This is a genomic window from Brevibacillus parabrevis, from assembly GCF_022701015.1.
Taxonomy (GTDB): Bacteria; Bacillota; Bacilli; order Brevibacillales; family Brevibacillaceae; genus Brevibacillus; species Brevibacillus parabrevis.
This window is the reverse complement of the sequence record NZ_CP064090.1, coordinates 989644-1008478: the sequence shown is the minus strand read 5'-3', so window position 1 is coordinate 1008478 and position 18835 is coordinate 989644. Positions and strand designations below refer to the sequence as shown.

The window sequence follows — 18835 nt, the reverse complement described above, 5'->3', positions numbered from 1 at the left end:
GAAACCGCCATCTGTTCGTAATTAGTACGCGAATTTGTTTCCTTTTTCCGGGCCGAATCAAGTTTGCGCGGTGGAGTGGACGATTGTTCGGCCAGACTCCTCTTTTTGTTTGAAACGGTAATGACTGGGACTCATGCCTGTGTATTTTTTGAACCATTTGCTAAAGTATTTGGCGTCAGGCAGACCGACGCGTTCCGCCACTTCCTGGATCGACATCGTTGTCTCGCCAAGCATGCCTTGCGCGATTCTCACGCGACGCTTGTCGAGAAACTCCCCGAAGCTCTCGCCCACGCCTTTTTTAAACAACACGCTAAAGTGGCTGCGGCTCAGCCCGACCTGTGAAGCGACCTCGCTTACCGTCAGCGGCGTGTCCAGCCGATCGAGCGCATAGTGAACGGCCTGGCGAATCGGCTCCTGCCACGCATCCTGCATCACGCCGAATTTTTTCGCCCATTCCGTCTTCTTGTACAGCGTGCGCACCGTCAGCAGCCACTGCTCGCGCCCGCTAAAAGGACCCGCCGTTTCCCAGCTTGTCACGGTTCCAGCCAGCTTCCATTCCACCAGCAGCGATTCCACCTGCCTGCACGAATCAGCGGGGCAAAACAGGAAGCGGTGATCTCCACACGGAATCCACTCCCAGGTCGTATCCAGCTCCCGTGACAACATCACCCGCTCCTGCTCTTCCCGATACTCGCCCATGCCTGCCAGCAGCCATACACGCGTGGCATCGTTCATCCAGCCCCACTGCGCTTCCAGCATGGCAGCCAGGCTTTGCTCAAAGCCGCGATTCAAGCCCGTCAGCCATGTTCCAAATTCGAGCCTCCACTCCTTTTGCCGTTCGCGAGGTTGAGGCGGTTGCTTTTTCTCCCCTGTCAGCTCAGCTCTCATCCTTTGCAGCAGGGAATCCCACTCATCATCCTGAAACTCGGTTTTGAGCAAATAGCCAGACACACCGAGAGAGATTCCCTGCTGGGCGAAAGTAAAGTCGCGGTGGCAGCTCAGCAAGAGCACTTTCGTCTGCGGCGCCTGTTCCTTGACCCGCCTGCACAGCTCCAGACCATCCATTTCCGGCATGACGATATCGGTAATCACAAGCTCAGGTTGAATCTGCATAAAAGCTTCCCAGCCCTTGCGCCCATTCGGGGCATCCGCGACTACCTCCATACCGTAACGGCTCCACGGCACCATCGCCTTCAGACCTTTTCGCACCAGCACCTCATCATCCACAATCATTACCTTGATGCTCATCAGGCACTTCCTCCCTTTTCGGCCATGTGATCTGAATCGTGGTTCCTGCTCCTCTGACTGACGAGATGTTCAACCCGTATTCCTTGCCAAAATGAAGCTTGAATTTCTGATCCACATTGAACACGCCAAGACCCCGCTTGCTGGAGCGTTTCAGTTCCGGGTCCAAGAGCTGGGCAAGCCGCTGCGGCTCGATTCCCGCGCCATCGTCGCGCAACAGCAGCGTCACGATGCCTGCTTCTTCCTGAACCGCAATCCGGATGATCCCTTCTCCGTCTTCAAAAGCGTGGAAAAAAATATTTTCCAAGAGCGGTTGGAGCGTCATGCGCGGAATCAAATAACGGCTGCACGCCTCCACGCCGTCCTGCTCAAACGAAAAGACAGGCCCGTAGCGAAACTGTTGAATCTCCAAAAAATGCCCGGCTGTCTTCAGTTCCTTTTCCAGCGGCACCAGCTCCTGCGAGATGTCGAGGTTGCCTTCCAGCACTTTGATCAGGTGGTAGAGCATGCTGCCGATTTCATTCGCTCCGGAGAGCCTTGCCTTCCACTGGATGGAGTTGAGCGTATTAAACAACAGATGTGGGTTAATCTGGTAGTGAACGGCGCGCAGCTCCGCCTCTTTTTTCAATTGCTCGGTTTTGCTCACCTCAGCGACCAGCGTCTGGATTTTCCTGACCATCTGATTGAAGCTCACGCCGAGCCTGCCCAGCTCGTCTTCCGTATCGACTGTCGCTCGCGTTTGCAGCTCGCCCGTGCCGACCAGCCGCATCGTTTCTTCCAGCCTGCGAATTTTTCCGGTGATTCGTCGGGAAAACAAATAGGCGAGCATGACTGCCAGCGCTGCCGACAAGACGAGGGCAGCCACGAAAAAAGAGCCAATCACATCGGCAGAACGATTCATCTGCTCGTAAGGCAAGCGCACCTGCATCATCCAGTTGTTCGATTCCAGCGGCTTGTTCCAGACGATGTCGTCTTTTTGTTCGGTAAAACGGCCCGCTGTCTGGTAAATCAGGCGGCCGTTTTCATCGGTGATCGTTACGTACGCCTTCATGTCGTCTTCCAGCTTTTGAAACAGCTGAAACAGCTTCCCGGCTTTCATTTCAATCAAAATCCGGCTGTCCTTGAGCACGCCGTAACCGCTGAGAACAGGCACGACCAGTCCCAGCACCTTTTCGCTATGGCGAAATTCGGTTTGTTCAAACCCGACGTAATGCCGAGGGGTGTAAAAACCGATCCAGCTCTCTCCTGTGAGCTTCGCGGGCAACGCCTTCCACCATTGTTCGCGCTGCAAGTCTTGTCCGTTGATCACATTTTTCCCGAAAAAATACCCCGAGGGCGTCACGATGAAGATGCCTTTCGTATCCTGCGTGCTGTACGCCCCCAAGAAACGTTCAAAGTTTTTTTGCTCCAGAAAGCCCGCGTATGTTTTCGGCTGCTCCTCGCGCATGACGATCAGCGTGGGGTCGGACAAGTACGTGTTGATGTCGTAGGCGATGTAGCGCATTTGACTCAGGTAGTTGTCGATCTGGATTTGCAGCTGTGTCGCAATGTACTCCCCGGATGTGCCAAACTGCTCCCGCACGACCATCGACGACTTCCAGTAAGCCATGCTGCCGAGAATAAACAGCGGGATGATGGCGGCGATGAGCATACAAGCGAGCAGCTTGGCGTGGATACTTCTGCGCGGAACGAGCAACCATGATTTCATGTGACAGAACCACCACCATTATTCGATTAGTTGCACTATTCAATCTTTAATTAAATTGTACAACGTTTTTCAGGTGGCTAATAGGTGTGCTTTAGTCACTTATTTGCTGTTTGCTCAACTGGATTTCCGAAATGGCGTCTTTGAAAAAGGGAGCGAGGCGTAGCTGGAAGCGGAATGCTTCTGGACGCAACGCATGTTGTTCCGATTGCTTGGGACCGCAGCTGTTGCTTCCCAGACCGTTTTGCCGATAATCCAGATGCAGCGTCACATAGTCCCTTTTCACCAAGTCGGTCACATGTTTGGCCTGCTCCAGATCGTCTGTATCGTAGCGAAGGGCGCTGAAATCCATCGTCGGCTGGCCGCTCGCGAACAAACCTATCCCGCGCTGATCAGTGATCGACATCCATCTCGTGTCCGTGCGGTTTCCGTTTTCCTGCGGGAACACATACGGCGTGTACAGCTCATCGACACTGGCGTGGTATACGCCGACGCGATTCGCTTCCTTGCTGTCGCTGTACGACTCCCCTGGGCCGAGGCCGTACCAGGATACGCGCTCCAAATCTTTGGCAATCAACAGCTTCAAGCCGATTCGCGGCAACATGGCTGGCGGCGTGCCGTGCGGTGTTCCCTGCACCTCAACATGCACTTCGCCGTTTCCGAATACCGTGTACGTGTATCGGCAGGCAAATGCCCAAGCGTAGACAGGCGGGCCAATCCGCACATCGCAAACAATGACGGCGCGATCATCGCGTTCCTGCTGCAAAGCGACCGAGTCGACCCGTATCTGCAAACGGTCCAGAAACGCCTTGCGCCAGTCTTCTACCACGTACATGTCATTGTCGATCGGCGCCCGCCAAAAAGTCAGCCGCGGCCCCGCAACAAGCAATTCCTTGCCTGCAAACACCCAGCTTTTGGGCACGCCGTCTGCTTTGTCAAAAACAAACCGGAAGTCGCCGCCTGCAAGTGTGATTTCTCGCTTCGTTTCTGCCGCTTCCAGATGTCCAGGCGAGATTTTCCGGGAAAGCGCTGCTGCTGGCTGCGGCGCAGGCACTGGCAAAGCGAATTGTGCCCAGGCAAGCTCATGCCCGGCGTGCGCCCATGCCTCATCTTGGGCAAGCACAAATGATACGGTAAGCCAATAATCGGTTTGTTCTGCTGCAAACTCCGGCACTTTATACGGGATCACGACGTCTGCACGGCTCCCTGCTTTTACGTCAGGCAGACTCATCGTTCCACTTTGCAAAACTTGTCCATCTGCGGTGATGCTCCAGACCATCCGCACGTGATCGAGCGTGCAAAAATCGTAGCGATTGTGCAGAGTGACGACGCCTTCTTTCAAGTCGACTGCGGCTGCCGTAATCGGCTCGATCACTTTTTTATATTCGAGCAAACCAGGCGACGGGGTGCGGTCAGGACGGATCAAACCGTCGATGACAAAGTTGCCGTTCGTCGGGTAGTCGCCAAAATCTCCCCCGTAGGCAAAATACTCCCGCCCATCTTCCGTCCATTGACACAGACCGTGGTCAATCCACTCCCAGACAAAGCCGCCTTGCAGGCGTTGATACTTGTCAAAGACGTTGGCGTAATCGCGCAAGCCGCCAGGACCGTTGCCCATCGCGTGAGCGTACTCGCACATGATATGCGGCTTTTGCAATTGCTCGTTTTCTCCATGCTGCATCATTTTTTCGACGGAAGAGTACATCGTGCTGAACACATCGCATACTTCCGCTTCCCGATCTTCCTCGTAATGAATCAGTCTGGTCGGATCGGCTTGTCGGCACCACGCCGCCATCGCGCGGAAATTGCAGCCGAAGCCGGATTCGTTGCCGAGCGACCACATGATGATCGACGGATGGTTTTTGTCCCGCTCGACCATGCGTTCCATCCGCTCGACATAGGCGTTCTCCCACTCGGGATCGTCGCTGAGCTGACTGATGTTCCCGGTCAACTGGAAGCCATGCGTCTCCAAATCCGTTTCATCCATGACGTACAGACCGTATTGATCGCACAAGTCGTAAAAGCGCGGATCGTTCGGGTAATGCGCGGTGCGAACGGCATTGATGTTGTGGCGCTTCATCATCAGCACGTCCTCGCGCATCGTTTCAAAAGGAACGGCGCGCCCGAGATCGGGGTGGTGATCGTGCCGATTGACGCCGTTCAGACGAATGGGCACGCCATTGACGAAAAAGTTGTTCCCTTTTACCTCAATCGAACGGAAGCCGACGCGAATCGGAATGACCTCCACCGTTCCGCTCGCCTCCTGCCCAAGCTCCAGCAGCAAGTGGTACAAATTCGGCTCCTCCGCCGACCATTTTTTCGGCCCTGACACGGGCAACCGCAGATCGAGGAGCGTTTCCTGGCCTGCTTCAACCGTACCGCCAATCCGCTGCACTTCCGCCGCCACAGGCTGCCGGAACTGATCGAGCAATTTGGCTGTCACGCTTACCCCGCCAAGTCGCTCCGCCCCGCTGTTTTCCACATGTACGCGCACACGCAGGATGCCATCCTGATACTTGTCGTCCAGCTCGGTTACGACCGCCACATCCCTGACGTGCAGCTTGGGCCGGGCAATCAGCGACACGTCGCGGAAAATGCCGCTCAAATACCACATGTCCTGGTCTTCGAGATACGTTCCATCCGACCATTGATACACCTGAACCGCGAGACGATTTTTCCCGGTACGCAGCAATTCCGTCACATCGAACTCGGACGGCAGGCGGCTTCCCTGGCTGTAGCCAACCTCTGCGCCGTTCAGCCAAACGTGAAAAGCGCTGTCCACCCCTTCAAACCGCAAAATGACCTGATGCTGTTCCCATTCTGGCGAAACGGTAAACTCGCGCAAGTAGCAGCCTGTCGGATTATCGGAAGGCACATGCGGCGGATCGACGGGAAACGGGTAGTACAAGTCAGTGTAATGCGGCTTCCCATGGCCTTGTAGCTGCCAATGACCCGGAACCTGGATTCGCCCCCACTCCGCAGCGTCATAGTCGTCGGCAAAAAAGTCATCCGGGGCACCCAGCGGCGATGTCGCATAGGCGAATTGCCACTGCCCATTCAACAGCTGAAACCACGGGGTCGCGCCCCTGTCGTAAGTCAATGCTTGCGTCGCCTCCGGGTACGATAAAAAGTAAGCCCGAGCCGGCAAGCGGTTCCTTTGCAGCAGCTGATGGTTTGCCCAGTCATTCAGTTGTTTCATCTGCGTCCACTCCTTTATCCTCGTAACGATTCGCAAGTGCCTTGTTCCCGCTGCATCGCTTGCAGCGCCAGCGCTCCCGCACCCAACATTCCTGCATCTGCCCCAAGCTGCGCCAAAACAACCTTGGCTTGCTGTCCCACGACATCCATGGCATAGCGCGCTACGCTTTTTTGCACAGGCGCAAGCAGCAGTTCCCCGGCACGGCAAACGCCTCCGCCTACCACCACAAGCTGCGGGTTGAACACATTGATCAGGACAGACAGCGCCCAGCCGATGACGTCGCACGCTTTTTCCCATACCTCGATCGCCAGCCGATCCTCCTGCGCAACCGCTTTTGCCACGTGTTCCGCTGTCAGGCGCTCCAGCTCACCGCCGCACAAGGCATGCATGACCGACGACGGTTCCGCGTTTGGCGCTCCTTCCGCCAGCGCCCGAGCAAGTCGCTCGCGGGCCAGCCTCGCGATTCCCGTAGCAGAAGCGACCGTCTCGACGCAGCCGATCTTGCCGCAATTGCAGGCAGCGGTCAGCCCGGGAACATGGACATGCCCAATCTCTCCCGCAAACCCGCTGCTGCCAGTAACGAGCCGTCCTTCGTTCACGATCCCCGCTCCCACGCCTGTGCCGAGTGGTACAAAGACGAGGTGAGACGCGTTCCGTCCCGCTCCGAATACGGCTTCCCCAAGCGTAGCCGTGCGCAAGTCGTTGTCAAAAAACAGCGGCAAGTCGACCAGCCTGGCGAGCGGCGTACGAATGTCCGCCTGATGGAGCTGAAAATTGGGCGAATGTACCGATATGCCGCGCTCGGCGTCGAACGGACCGGGAAAGCCGATGCCTACCGCTTCGACGCTCCCTTTTGCTTGCTTCCGCAATTCATCAATGAGCCCAGCCATTCGTTCAATCAGGATGGGCAAATTGTTGTACACCCGCGTCTCCTTTTCTCCCCGAACCAAAATCCGCCCTGCCTCGTCCATAACCGCGCCTTTCATGGTGGTGCCGCCGACATCCAGCCCGATTACATGACGCATGACACTCCCTCCTCTCCTTTACCCAACCTGCTCCACATGCATCGGCCTGTTCATCATGCTCTGAACGGCCTCGGCCGTCACCACGCCTGCCCCAAACGAGCTTGTATTCGCAGCAGCGCAAGCCATGCCCAACCGGATTGCGTCCGGCCATGCCAGCTCGCGCATGCGCCCGGTCAGCACTCCGGCAAGCAACGAATCGCCGCACCCTACCGTGTTGTTCACTTCCGCCTCGGTCAACGGGACAGCCGAGATGCGCCATGTCTGGTCTTGATCGCCGAACCAGGCTCCTTCCTGTCCCAGCGAGAGCAGCACCCGCTTGGCGCCACGACTGCACAGCTCGCGAACGGCTCGGTACCGGGCATCGTCACTGTCCAGCGAGTAGCCGAGAATCGCCTCCGCTTCGGGCTGATTCGGCTTGATCAACTCAGGCTTTGCCCCGATCCCTTCTGCCAGCGCCGCACCGCTCGTATCGAGAACACATTTGGCTCCCGAGGAAGCCAGCCCTTTTATGAGTACGGCGTACGTGTTCACCGGAAGTCCGCGCGGCAAGCTCCCGGAAAAAACCACATACGTCGCTTGCTGTGCCAAGCGCGTCAACCTCGCTTGCAGCAAAGCCAGCTCATCCGCTCCAACCGCTGGCCCCGGTTCCAATACTTCCGTCACCGTTTTTGCCTGCTCGTCGAGAAAAGTCAGGCACAGCCTCGACTCTCCCTGCACCTCGACGAACGAGGTGGCTATCCCTTCGCGGTTGCATCCTTCGGCGATGAACCTCCCGTTATGCCCCGCCACAAACCCGCTCGTCACTACCTTTTGGCCCAGCGTATTCGCGACCCGCGCTACATTGATGCCTTTTCCCCCCGGCAAACTCCATACTTCCTGAGTGCGATGCAGTTCCCCCGCGCGAAAATGAGCGAGGCGGTACGTTTTGTCGATCGCCGCATTCAGCGTCACTGTGACGAGCATGGCTATTTCACCTGCACGGTCACGAGCGGCTGCCCCATTTTTTGTTTAAACAAATTGATGACCTCCACAGGGGTAGGGTCAACACCTCTAATCAAGGCAGCATACAAGGAGACAAAGTCAGCCAAATAAACGATGGAAAACAACCGGGCCAAACGTGACTCGCCGCGCGAATGCACAACCCGCACCGCCCCTGCGCGCTCTCGCAAAATATCCGCGCTAATCTCTACCCGCTTCACCGTCTTTTCGCTGTCCTCGCAATCTCGAATCAGTGTAAAATGAAAGCCTTTCAAAAGAGCCGCAGGAGAATCCCAGCCGACCGCCTCGTCGTGATGCAAGCTCGGAATGGCGTTCCAAAAAGCCATCAGCTTGCTGTTTTCCCCCAACTGATTTTTCCAGCGCCAGGCCGGAGCATCAAAATAAGGCAGCGTTCCGTACACAACAGGCACCAGCCCATCCAGCTCCACCGCGATTTGCTTCGCTTCGTTTTGCTCGATCGGCGAATCTGGCCCGTATTCCTGCTTCCAGGCCCGAAACAGGGCAATCGTCTCCTCTACCTCGGCGCGCTTGTCGGAAACAAGCTGCAACTTCGTCAGGATGGCGAGGATCGGCAAAAAGATATAGCCGAGCACGATCCGCGGCATCATTCCGCCCGGCACAAGCAAGTATGCATGCCCATTTTCCCGCGCCATGTCGAGCACCGTTCCGCCTGCGGTGATGACAGCTACTTGCGCGCCTTTGGCAATCGCGGCCTCATATCCGCTAACCACTTCCTCGGTGTTGCCGGAGTGGCTGACGACGATCACAAGCGTGCGCTCGTTGACAAAAGCCGGGATCGTGTAGCCTTGATTCAGTTGCAGCGGGACTTGCAGCTCGTCAAACAAATACGATTTGATCAGGTTGACGCTCGCAGCCGAGCCGCCGCCCGTGCCCAATACCAAAATATTTTCAACCGGAGCAGAAATGTTTGATACATCGAAATCATCAGATAATTTCAGACCTGCCTGGAACTGCTCCTCATACGCTTCTGTGTCCTGCAACGCCCGAATCGTATCCAGCTCTTGCAAAACCTTCACATCATCCAGATTGATACGCATGCCAATCGTCCCTTTCCTCGCTATCGCTTGTTTTGGCTTATCCTTACCTGACCAACGCTTTTCCCGTGCAACCGCACATCTCCATCTTGGCGAGCGCCACTTCCTTCACGGCTTGCTTGGCCCGCTTCATGTAGGTGCGCGGATCGTTTTCTGCTGGGTGCTCCTCGAACGTTGCTTTAATCGCATTGGAAAAGGCGATGCGCAGCTCTGTCGCCACATTCATTTTCGCCATCCCCAGCGCGACAGCCCGTTTGACTTGCGCTTCAGGAATCCCGGAGCCGCCATGCAACACTAGCGGTGCCGGGACGCGCCGGGCAATTTCCTCCAGTCGGACAAAATCAATGCGCGGCTCCCCTTTGTAGATTCCGTGAGCCGTCCCAATCGCTGGTGCGAGCGTATCGACTTTTGTCAGCTCCATAAAACGCTCGCATTCGAGCGGGTCAGCCAGAGAAGCGTCTGCGTCATCCACGACCAGATCGTCCTCGACCCCGCCGACTTTGCCAAGCTCCGCTTCCACATTGACTCCAAAAGCCCGCGCCAATGTCACCACCCGCTGCGTCCGCTCCACGTTTTCCGCAAAAAGGTGCATGGAGGCATCAATCATGACCGATGTATACCCGGCCTTGATGCACCGGGCGATCAGCTCCTCCTCCTGACAGTGGTCGAGATGCAGGGCAATCGGCACCCGAGCGCGCTCAGCCGCCACCCGGGCCATCGCAGCCACATACTCCGGTCCCAGATGCCGCACCGTCCCAACCGTCGTCTGCAAAATCAGCGGCGCGTTCGCTTCCTCTGCCGCCTCCACTACCGCTTGCAGCATTTCCAGCGTGTGAACGTTGAACGCCCCGACGCAATACCCTTCCGCCCGCGCTTCCCCAAGCATTTGTGTCGATGATACTAACGCCATAACGATTCCCCCATTCCCTTGCTCAGCTTCATCTCGATACCCCTTGCGGACTGGCCAGCTCCAGGTTGATGCCAAGCTCTACGTACCTTTCCACAAAAGGGCGTGCGGCTGCATCCGTAATGATCCGGTCCACGTCAGACACTCCGGCAAATTTGGCTAAATGCGTTTCGCCAAACTTGCTGTAGTCGACCAGCACGTACACTTTTCTCGCCCGCTCCATCATTACTTGGTTGATCTGCGCTTCGGCCAGGTTCAATGTGGTCAGTCCATGCTCCGGATGGATGCCATCGGCTCCGATGAAGCATTTGAAGACAGACAGATTGCGCAAGTTTTCTGCGGCAACAGAGCCAACGAGCGCAAACGACTTGTGCCGCATCTCCCCGCCGATCAAAATGACGTGATGTTTTCCCTGGCTGTTCAGCTCCATCGCGATATTGACCGCGTTGGTGACTACCGTCAGATCGTTCATCCCGCGCAGCAGCTTGGCCAGCTCCATCGTCGTCGTTCCGGCGCCGATCATGATCGTGTCGCCAGGCTGGATGTGGGATAGCGCCTGGTGGGCAATCGCCAGCTTCTCTTCGCTGCGCTCCGCGAGCTTTTCGGTAAAACTGCGTTCCACAGGGAGAAAGTCAGTGATCGTCGCCCCTCCGTGTATGCGCGTCAACAGCCCGTCGTTTTCCAGCTTGATCAAATCTTTGCGAATCGTCACTTCCGATACATCGAGAGCCTGACTGAGTTCGCTGACTGTCACGCTTTGCTCCGCTCTCAATTGCTCGAGTATTTTGCTGTGCCGTTCAGCTGCCAGCATGATGCTTCACTTCCTTACTACAGCGATTATTTTGTCTTTCGTTTTATTTTGTATACTTTCGTTTTATTTCATTTAGATCATATCACCCGAGAAAAAAGAATGTCAAACCGTATTCAGAAAATTTCACACAATCATTTTGCGCAGAAGCAAACATGCCAAAAGGACACCTCCGCATGGAATCGAAAGTGTCCTTGTGTTTTTGTCTTCCCCAAGCCCTTCACTCCGCAAATCGGTTCAGCTTCGCTTCTGCGCCCACTATTGCGCTTGCGACACGCTGATCGCAGCTCTGCGGCCCTGTTTTTCTGAAAAAGAGCGCACGCAAAAATTGCTTGCTGTTCACCTGGGCGATGCGTTGGCTGCGGCTCCGCGGCCAGTTGCCACACTCAGCCAGACTGTTTATCCAATCGGCAATCCGCTCAATCGGCAGCAACTCTTTTCCAAGCATCGTATGGACAATCGTCGCCATCCGCTCGTCCTCTTCCTCGCAAAAAATATGCGCGCCGTTGTGCAGCATCCCGGCAATGGCGTCCAACACCTCCAGCTGCAACGCCTCATCGCTCTCCGGGCACTGAATCAGCTCGTCCAACGCATCCGCTCCGTGAGCCGCGCTGTGCGCCCAGCCGCCCTCGGGAACATAGCCGCGCAAATCTTGCTCCTCCCTGTAATACCGCAGCAGCGCCCGTTTGACATGCTCGAAATCGGTCTGATCGAGAAAAGGCTGCTTCCGATGCTGTCCCAAAATCAAAGCGATCGGCAGGACAGAAAAAGTTCGCGTAAACACGCTGTCATCCCCGGCGCTGCCAATTTGATAAAACAAATGCTGCTCATCCGTCAACACGAGCAGCAAACGGCGCAGCTCGCCCTCTGTGAACTTGTTTTCGCGATGAATCCAGGCGTAAAACGTCGGATAGATCGATTCATCCCGCAACTGTGGATCGGGGTCGCCGATGTATTGCAGCATCAGCTCCACGAAGTCCCCCGGCTTTTCACCTGCATCAAGCTGATACTGATTCGCTGCGATTCTCTCTATATCCCGGACAAATTGCTGCTTGATTTCGCTCATTTTTCGCACCTCATTCACGATTATCGTAATTTCTTCCGCCACAAGATCAGGGTCGTCATGATGAATTTCGTGTCCGCTATCCTTGGCTACCTTGATCCGGCTCGCCGTCGACAGTCTTTGAAAATCGGCTTGCAACTGCTGTTCAATCTGCAAGACTTCCTCGTGGGGCCAATCATTTTGTGCGTAATCTGGCCGACCCCGCATCAAGATCGCTAAAGGCATACGGCTCACGCCTGTATGCGCCGAGACTTGCCTGTAGCTTTGCGGTTTATCAATCTGCTCCCGGTTCAACAGCGGATTTTCCAAATACGCCCGATTTTCCGCGATCAACGCGGCGGGCAGCACTTTTTCATAAGCAAGCTCTTTATACTCGACGGCTGCATCGACCAGTACCATGCCTGCTGCCAGTTTCGGGAAGCGGCTGGCAAACAGCCTGGCGACCAATCCGCCAAACGAGTGGCCGACCAAAATATAGGGCGGCTTTACGGGGGTCTGCGCTATCAGCTCGCAAAGCTCCTCCACCAAGTCAGCACAAGTCCGGGGAACTTTGGCGGCCGCCTCGCTTTTGCCGATGCCCGCCCTGTCACAGGAAAAGGTCGATGCCATCTGCGCGATCCGGGCTTGCACCTTATCCCACGTCTCGCAGCTATCTCCCAAACCCGCTATGAAAATAACCGCAGGAGCGTCTTGTCGCAACGAGTAGCGACAGTAAAGCATGCGCCCCTGACGCCGCAGCCATGTTGTTGTGCAGGAAAGCGAGTTTGTCATGCCTGATCACATCCGTTTCACCAGCCATTGTCTTCACACCCCCACTATAAAACAAAATGACTGACACCAGTCTGTCAGCCATTGTAGGAAAGCATCAGTTCCCGAACGTATTCTTTTAATTCTTCCCGCAGCGATTGAGGCTCGACAATCTCGCAGTCCTTGCCAAAGCCCAGAATGAACTTCAGCAGCCCTTCCTCATACGGGAACGACTTCACTACGATGTACTGACTGTCCGTTCCTTTAGTAATACTCTCTTTGGAAAAATACTCGGTGAGCTGTTCACCAATCCGGCTGGAAAACCGCAATGTCACCGTAACCCCGCGTTCCTGATAGCTCGCTTCGATCGTTTTTGCGATCTCTTCTCGGGAAGCCGCTCTTTTTGCAAAAACTTCCCCGATGGTCAGGTTCCTCATCCGCACGAGCTTGAACCTTCTGTACTGATTGCGAACCCGGCAAAAGGCAACGAGAAACCAGTGCCCGGACGTAAACGCGATCTGCACAGGCTCTGCCACTCGGCACGCAGCATCCATGTTTCTGTTGATGTATTCGAAGTGAAGCAGCCTGTTTTCTGTGATCGCCCGATTCATGAGCAGCAGGTACTCTCTCAGCTCCTCTTCCATGCTGAAATGGGACATGTCCACGCTCCACTTGTCTGCGGCGCCACTGTCCCTTTTCCATGTATGCCCGAGCTTGAGCAGCACATCGTTAAACGCCTCATTTTTGCCGAACAGAAAATCAAGATCGTTCACTACTGCCAGAAACAGATTGGCTTCTTCTTTGTTCAGAAACAGATTGTCTACCTGATAATGTTCCATCAAGTAGTACCCTCCGCCCCGTCCTCCAAGCGAAGCAATGGGAATGCCTGCTTCCCCTATTTTTTCGATATCCCGATAAATCGTTCGCAAGGAAACCTCAAAATGGTCGGCAAGCTCTTTTCCGGTGACCATCCCTTTTTGCGATAAAATGAGCAGCATGGATAACAATCGGTTTACTCGCACTCGCTTACTTCTCCAAAATAAAATCAGACATGACAACCTTCTCCCATTGTATCCCTTTCGGATTCACATTGGTATAAAGCGTGACCGAATCGGCGTTTTCGATGACGGCTTTCAGTTGAAAATTCATTTCTTTTTGCTGCAAATATTCATCGTGAAGCTGCTGATAGTGGGGATCGCCCTTTTCTTTTGCCTCCTTGATGTAGGCGACGGTGTCCGGGTCTTTGTCAAAATTTTTGTACATCACTTTGTAGCCAAAAGTAGCTTCCACCTTTCCTGCCACATTCGACTCCTGATAATCAGACAACTCGAAACCGAGCAATTCGTAATGCGCGGAGAAAGCCTTTTTCGATTCTTCCTTCATATAGTTGAAGATTTGATTATACTCGGGAGAATTTTGTGCTTCCTCCACTTGGGACGTGCCTTTGCCTTCCGATATGGTTACTGGACTCTGATTGGCGGCTTGTTCCGGGCTGCAACCTGGCAAGCCCGCCACGACGACCAACGCAAAGCAGACGATGAGCGCTTTTTTCACTGGAAACTCACCCTTATGGACAGATTGGAATTTGCTTACAAGTTATACGATTCATCTGCCATTTATGTCTCTCCCTTTTTCGCTCGAAAAAACATTTGGACGAAAAAAAAAGAACAAGACAGCCTGTTGCCTGATGCAACGACTGCCTTGCGCTCTTCCCGAATGTACTCACTGAGTCGCTTCCCACTTCGCAACCTCTTCGCGTACGCGCGGTGCGACTTCGCTGCCCAGGAGCCGAATTGCCTGCATAACCTGGTCGTGCGGCATCGTGCCCACAGGTACGTGCAGCATGAAGCGGGTAACCCCGACCTGTTTGCGCAGGTGAATGATTTTCGCTGCCACCGTCTCCGGGTCGCCGACATACAGCGCGCCTTCAAAGCTTCTCGCCGCGTCAAAGCTCGATCGGTCGTAATGCCCCCAGCCGCGCTCCCGTCCGAGTACGTTCATCACTTGCTGGGTTGGCGGGAAAAATTTGTCCGCTGCCGCTTCCGTGTTCCAATCGACAAACCCGTGTGAATGGGAAGCCACGCTCAGCTTTCGCGGGTCGTGGCCTGCCTGGATCGCTGCTCGCTTGTACAACTCGACTAACGGCGCAAACTGCACCGGACGCCCTCCGATAATCGCGAGAACGAGCGGAAGTCCCAACAGTCCTGCCCGGATCACCGACTGCGTATTCCCGCCACTGCCAATCCAGACGGGCAACGGGTCCTGCACTGGCCGCGGATAAATGCCGAGATTTTGAATGGCCGGACGATGCTTGCCTCGCCAGGTCACCTTTTCCGACGAGCGGATTTTCAGCAGCAGCTCCAGCTTTTCTTCGAACAATTCGTCGTAATCGTTCAGGTCATAACCGAACAACGGAAAAGACTCGATAAAAGAACCTCGACCCGCCATGATCTCTGCACGCCCGTTGGAAATCGCGTCGAGTGTAGCAAAATCCTGAAAAACCCGCACCGGATCAGCAGACGACAGCACGGTAACTGCGCTGGTCAACCGTATCCGTTTGGTCTGTGGCGCAGCAGCCGCAAGCACCATCGCAGGTGAAGACGCCGCAAAATCTTCGCGATGATGCTCGCCCACGCCGAATACATCCAGTCCTACCTGATCGGCCAAAATAATTTCCTCGACGACTTCCCGCAATCGTTGCGCATGGCTGATGACCTCACCTGTCTGTGCATCAGGAGTCGTCTCTACAAACGTGCTAATGCCAATCTCCACCACAAAGCCCTCCCTCTTCTTCTCGCTCCGAATAATATCTTTATTTTAAGAATCTCTATCTTAAATTTCAAGTCTGCAACTGCATTCCCTCCATCAGCCTTCCACTTTTCCGCTTTTCGAATGCGTGTCGTACATGTCGCGTCTAAATAAAAAAAGGGACATCGTCGCTGATGTCCCTTTCTGCTGCATACTTATTTTCGCTCGCCGCTTTGTGCTTGCTCATCCAGCGGAACGGCTTTGTTAATGCCAAAAGCGTAAAAGCTAAGTGTCACGATCCCCAGGAACACGATCCCGGCAATCAGCGAGATGCGCGTGTCATCGTTGATCCACATTCCGACCAGCACCATCAGCAAAAAGGCGATGGTAATGTAGTTCGTCAGTGGAGCAAGCGGCATCTTGAACGGATGGTTGCCCAGTTCGGCCGCTTTTTGTTTGCGGAATCTGATTTGACTGATCAAAATCACAAACCAAGGAATCATCCCTGGAAGCACGCTCGCGCTGTACACGTACACAAACAGATTTTCCGGCGCGATATAGCTCAGGATGACGCCGACACCCAAGCCGACGAGAACACCGATCGTTCCCAAAAGCGGCACACCGTTATGGGACAGCTTGGTGAAAATTTTCGGCGCCTGTCCATTGACACCGAGTGTATACAGCATGCGGCCCGCACTGTAAATCCCGCTATTACAGCCAGACATCGCTGCTGTGATGACTACGAAGTTAATCAGTCCCGCTGCTGCGGTAATGCCGATCTTGGCAAACGTCGCTACGAACGGACTGCCGATCGACTGCAATTGATCCCACGGGTAAACGGTTACAATTACAAAAATCGCACCGATGTAGAAAATCAGAATCCGCCAAATGATGCTCTGGATCGCGCTGGTCAACGTCTTCTTCGGATCTTTTGCCTCACCAGCCGTAATCCCGATCAACTCAACCCCTTGATAAGCCCCGATCACTAATGACAAAGCGAAGAAAAAGCCTGTCCAGCCGCCGGTAAAGAAACCGCCATTTTCCCACAGATTGGATAAGCCAATCGCATGACCGCCGTTGCCGATTCCGAAGAAAATCAGGCCAAGTCCGGCAATAATCATCAACACAATCGTAACGATCTTGATCATGGCAAACCAGAACTCAAACTCACCAAACGATTTAACGGAGAACAAGTTCGCTGCGCCCAAAATCACCATGGCAATAATCCCGGGAATCCAGGCTGGCAAATCAGGGAACCAATACTTCATATACGCCCCGACCGCGATAATCTCCGACATCCCGACGACTACCCACTGAAACCAGTTGCTCCAGGCCGTCAAATAACCAGCTAACGGATGAATGTACTTATGCCCGAAAGTTGCGAATGAGCCAGTGCTTGGCTCCACATACAGCATTTCTCCCATGGCGCGCATGATAAAAAATATAAAAATTCCTACAATTGCATAAGCAAGCATTACGGATGGACCTGTCCATTTGATCGTGCTTGCAGAGCCCATGAATAGCCCTACACCAATCGTGCCGCCCAAAGCGATCATCTGAATGTGACGAGCTTCCAGACCCCTTTTCAATTCTTTGTTTTCCACTTCGGTTCTTCTTCCTCTCTGCCTTGGCTAGCGTATGCTCAGAAAACTGTGGAACATGGGCAAACCATCCACTTCATGTGAGCTCTTGTAAAGCATTCCTAATAGTTGGTCAGATTATTCTTCTCCCTATTAATGCTTTACTTCAGCAACACTTGTTTATTGTAATACGTTTTTTTGATAATAACAATTATATTCCCTGGAAAAATAGCTGGTAAATCAATATATTCGGATTATATAAAATTAAAAAATATATTATAGATAAAATAAATTCTTTTGCACAAAAAGAAAACACCTTATGCAGGTGTCTCGCCTTAGTCTACGTCTTACAACACAATCTCAATCGACGTCCCCTGTCCTTCTTCGCTGCTGATGACAATCTCGCCTTGGTGTGCGTCGATGATATCGCGTGCGATCGCCATCCCAAGCCCCGATCCTTTGTGGGCATCGCCTGTGTTCGTTCCTCGGTAGTAGCGGTCAAAAATCCGTTCCAGTTCCGCCTTCTTGATCCCTTTCCCGTCGTCCTTGATCGAGATATGCACGCGTTCTTGCTTTTCCACGCGCACCTCGATTTTTACCTCGTCATGATTGTGGACGATCGCATTGTAAATCAGATTGTTGATCGCTCTCACCATCAAGATTTCGTCGACTTCCACTGGGATGAACTCTTCGGTTACCGTAAACTCAATGTGGCGCTTCGCATACTTGGGATCGTTCAGGATGTCGATCACGATGCCGCGCAAAAGGGTAACGATGTTGACCGTCTTCTTTTGAATGGACAGTTCTTTGTTCCGCAAGCGTGTCGTCAAATTGAGGTCTTCGATGACTTCTTTGATATACACTGACTTTTTCTCGATAATTCCTGCGTACTCCCTGATCTCGTCCCATGTAAACTGATAGTCCGGGTCCTTGATCATTTCCGAGTAGCCTTGAATCGAAGCAAGCGGCGTCTTCATGTCGTGGGAAATGTTGGCGATCCATTCCTCTTTTAATTGATCGAGCTTTTTGCGCTCCTTTTCGTTCGCCTGCAACTGGTGCGACAGCTGATTCAAGTTATCGAATACGTGCTGGTAGACGCCTTCCGGTTTGTAATGGACGTAAAACTGATTGTTTGCCAACTGCTTGATCCCGTCGATCAGCGAATGCATAGGCTGCGTAAGCCGCTTGCTGAACCAATAGCCAATCCACAAAGCGATCAGGATGTCGATCATAAAAATGATGAGCCCTACATTGAATGCGCGCAAGATAACCTGGTTGTCGTAGAAAATGACGTACCTGTTCAAGTCGCGGTTTTCAATCCCGATCAAGTAGCTGTAGCGCTTTGCTGCACTTGCCTTTTCCCCGACGAAAACGGTCGTATCCCCATCTACTTCCTGGTATTTGTACATTTGAATCATGTCTGCGGGCGTGTAGTGCTTCTTTAGTCCGGCGGGCACTCGGTAAGTCAACACTTCATTGCCGTTTTCGTCCAGAATCTGTAGCCAGGCGTTTTTCTTTTGCAGCTCGTCTTTTCCTTCTGCGGTTATCGCGATGCTGTCTCCCGCTAGATCGAGCCGCTGCTCAAACTCTCTCGTAAATTGCTCGGGAGAAGCCGCCTGATCCTGAAAAATCGGGACGTCGAAGCCTTTTTGAGCAATAAATAATCCCAGCATAACGAAAAAATTGATGAAAATAACCAAAATCACAACCAAGACAACGGACAGCAAATACCGTCCTGTGACCTTCCACTTCAT

Annotated in this window: 14 protein-coding genes and 1 pseudogene; all 15 read right to left on the bottom strand. The window is 53.8% G+C overall.

Going from position 1 to position 18835, the window contains the following annotated elements; genetic code table 11:
- Positions 1-57: 57 nt before the first annotated feature.
- On the bottom strand, positions 58-1248 hold the full coding sequence (locus IRJ17_RS05040) for a response regulator (protein WP_122962304.1): 1191 nt from the start codon (positions 1246-1248) through the stop codon (positions 58-60).
- Positions 1220-2953 carry a cache domain-containing sensor histidine kinase gene (locus tag IRJ17_RS05035; RefSeq protein ID WP_173597233.1) on the bottom strand — a complete coding sequence of 578 codons (1734 nt, stop codon included), beginning with the start codon at positions 2951-2953 and terminating at the stop codon, positions 1220-1222. The genes IRJ17_RS05040 and IRJ17_RS05035 overlap by 29 nt, the downstream gene beginning before the upstream one ends.
- 91 nt (positions 2954-3044) lie before the next feature.
- A complete protein-coding gene (gene ebgA / locus IRJ17_RS05030; RefSeq protein ID WP_242773529.1) occupies positions 3045-6149 on the bottom strand; it encodes a beta-galactosidase subunit alpha in 3105 nt (1034 codons plus the stop codon).
- 14 nt (positions 6150-6163) lie between these two features.
- Positions 6164-7174: an ROK family protein gene (locus IRJ17_RS05025; protein ID WP_217022002.1), complete on the bottom strand. Its 1011-nt coding sequence runs from the start codon at positions 7172-7174 to the stop codon at positions 6164-6166.
- 18 nt (positions 7175-7192) lie between these two features.
- Entirely contained in the window at positions 7193-8137 is a 945-nt protein-coding gene (locus IRJ17_RS05020) for a 1-phosphofructokinase family hexose kinase (protein ID WP_242773527.1), read from the bottom strand.
- Between the two features lie 2 nt (positions 8138-8139).
- Positions 8140-9231, bottom strand: a complete 1092-nt coding sequence (locus IRJ17_RS05015) for a bifunctional phosphoglucose/phosphomannose isomerase (RefSeq protein ID WP_242773524.1) — start codon at positions 9229-9231, stop codon at positions 8140-8142.
- Positions 9232-9274: 43 nt separating this feature from the next.
- A complete protein-coding gene (locus tag IRJ17_RS05010) occupies positions 9275-10138 on the bottom strand; it encodes a class II fructose-bisphosphate aldolase (protein ID WP_242773521.1) in 864 nt (287 codons plus the stop codon).
- 28 nt (positions 10139-10166) lie between these two features.
- Positions 10167-10946, bottom strand: a complete 780-nt coding sequence (locus IRJ17_RS05005) for a DeoR/GlpR family DNA-binding transcription regulator (RefSeq protein WP_173597228.1) — start codon at positions 10944-10946, stop codon at positions 10167-10169.
- A 217-nt stretch (positions 10947-11163) separates the two neighbouring features.
- On the bottom strand, positions 11164-12009 hold the full coding sequence (locus IRJ17_RS05000) for a DUF2785 domain-containing protein (RefSeq protein ID WP_242775216.1): 846 nt from the start codon (positions 12007-12009) through the stop codon (positions 11164-11166).
- Between the two features lie 93 nt (positions 12010-12102).
- A pseudogene (locus IRJ17_RS04995) lies at positions 12103-12726 on the bottom strand (alpha/beta fold hydrolase); the annotation flags it as partial.
- A gap of 125 nt (positions 12727-12851) precedes the next feature.
- Positions 12852-13775 carry a helix-turn-helix transcriptional regulator gene (locus tag IRJ17_RS04990; RefSeq protein ID WP_242773518.1) on the bottom strand — a complete coding sequence of 308 codons (924 nt, stop codon included), beginning with the start codon at positions 13773-13775 and terminating at the stop codon, positions 12852-12854.
- 4 nt (positions 13776-13779) lie between these two features.
- On the bottom strand, positions 13780-14307 hold the full coding sequence (locus IRJ17_RS04985) for a hypothetical protein (RefSeq protein ID WP_122962295.1): 528 nt from the start codon (positions 14305-14307) through the stop codon (positions 13780-13782).
- Between the two features lie 168 nt (positions 14308-14475).
- Positions 14476-15525, bottom strand: a complete 1050-nt coding sequence (locus tag IRJ17_RS04980; protein ID WP_122962294.1) for an LLM class flavin-dependent oxidoreductase — start codon at positions 15523-15525, stop codon at positions 14476-14478.
- 191 nt (positions 15526-15716) lie between these two features.
- Entirely contained in the window at positions 15717-17105 is a 1389-nt protein-coding gene (locus IRJ17_RS04975; protein ID WP_122962293.1) for an amino acid permease, read from the bottom strand.
- 323 nt (positions 17106-17428) lie between these two features.
- Positions 17429-18835, bottom strand: coding sequence for a sensor histidine kinase (locus tag IRJ17_RS04970; protein WP_242773516.1), 1407 nt, complete (start codon positions 18833-18835; stop codon positions 17429-17431).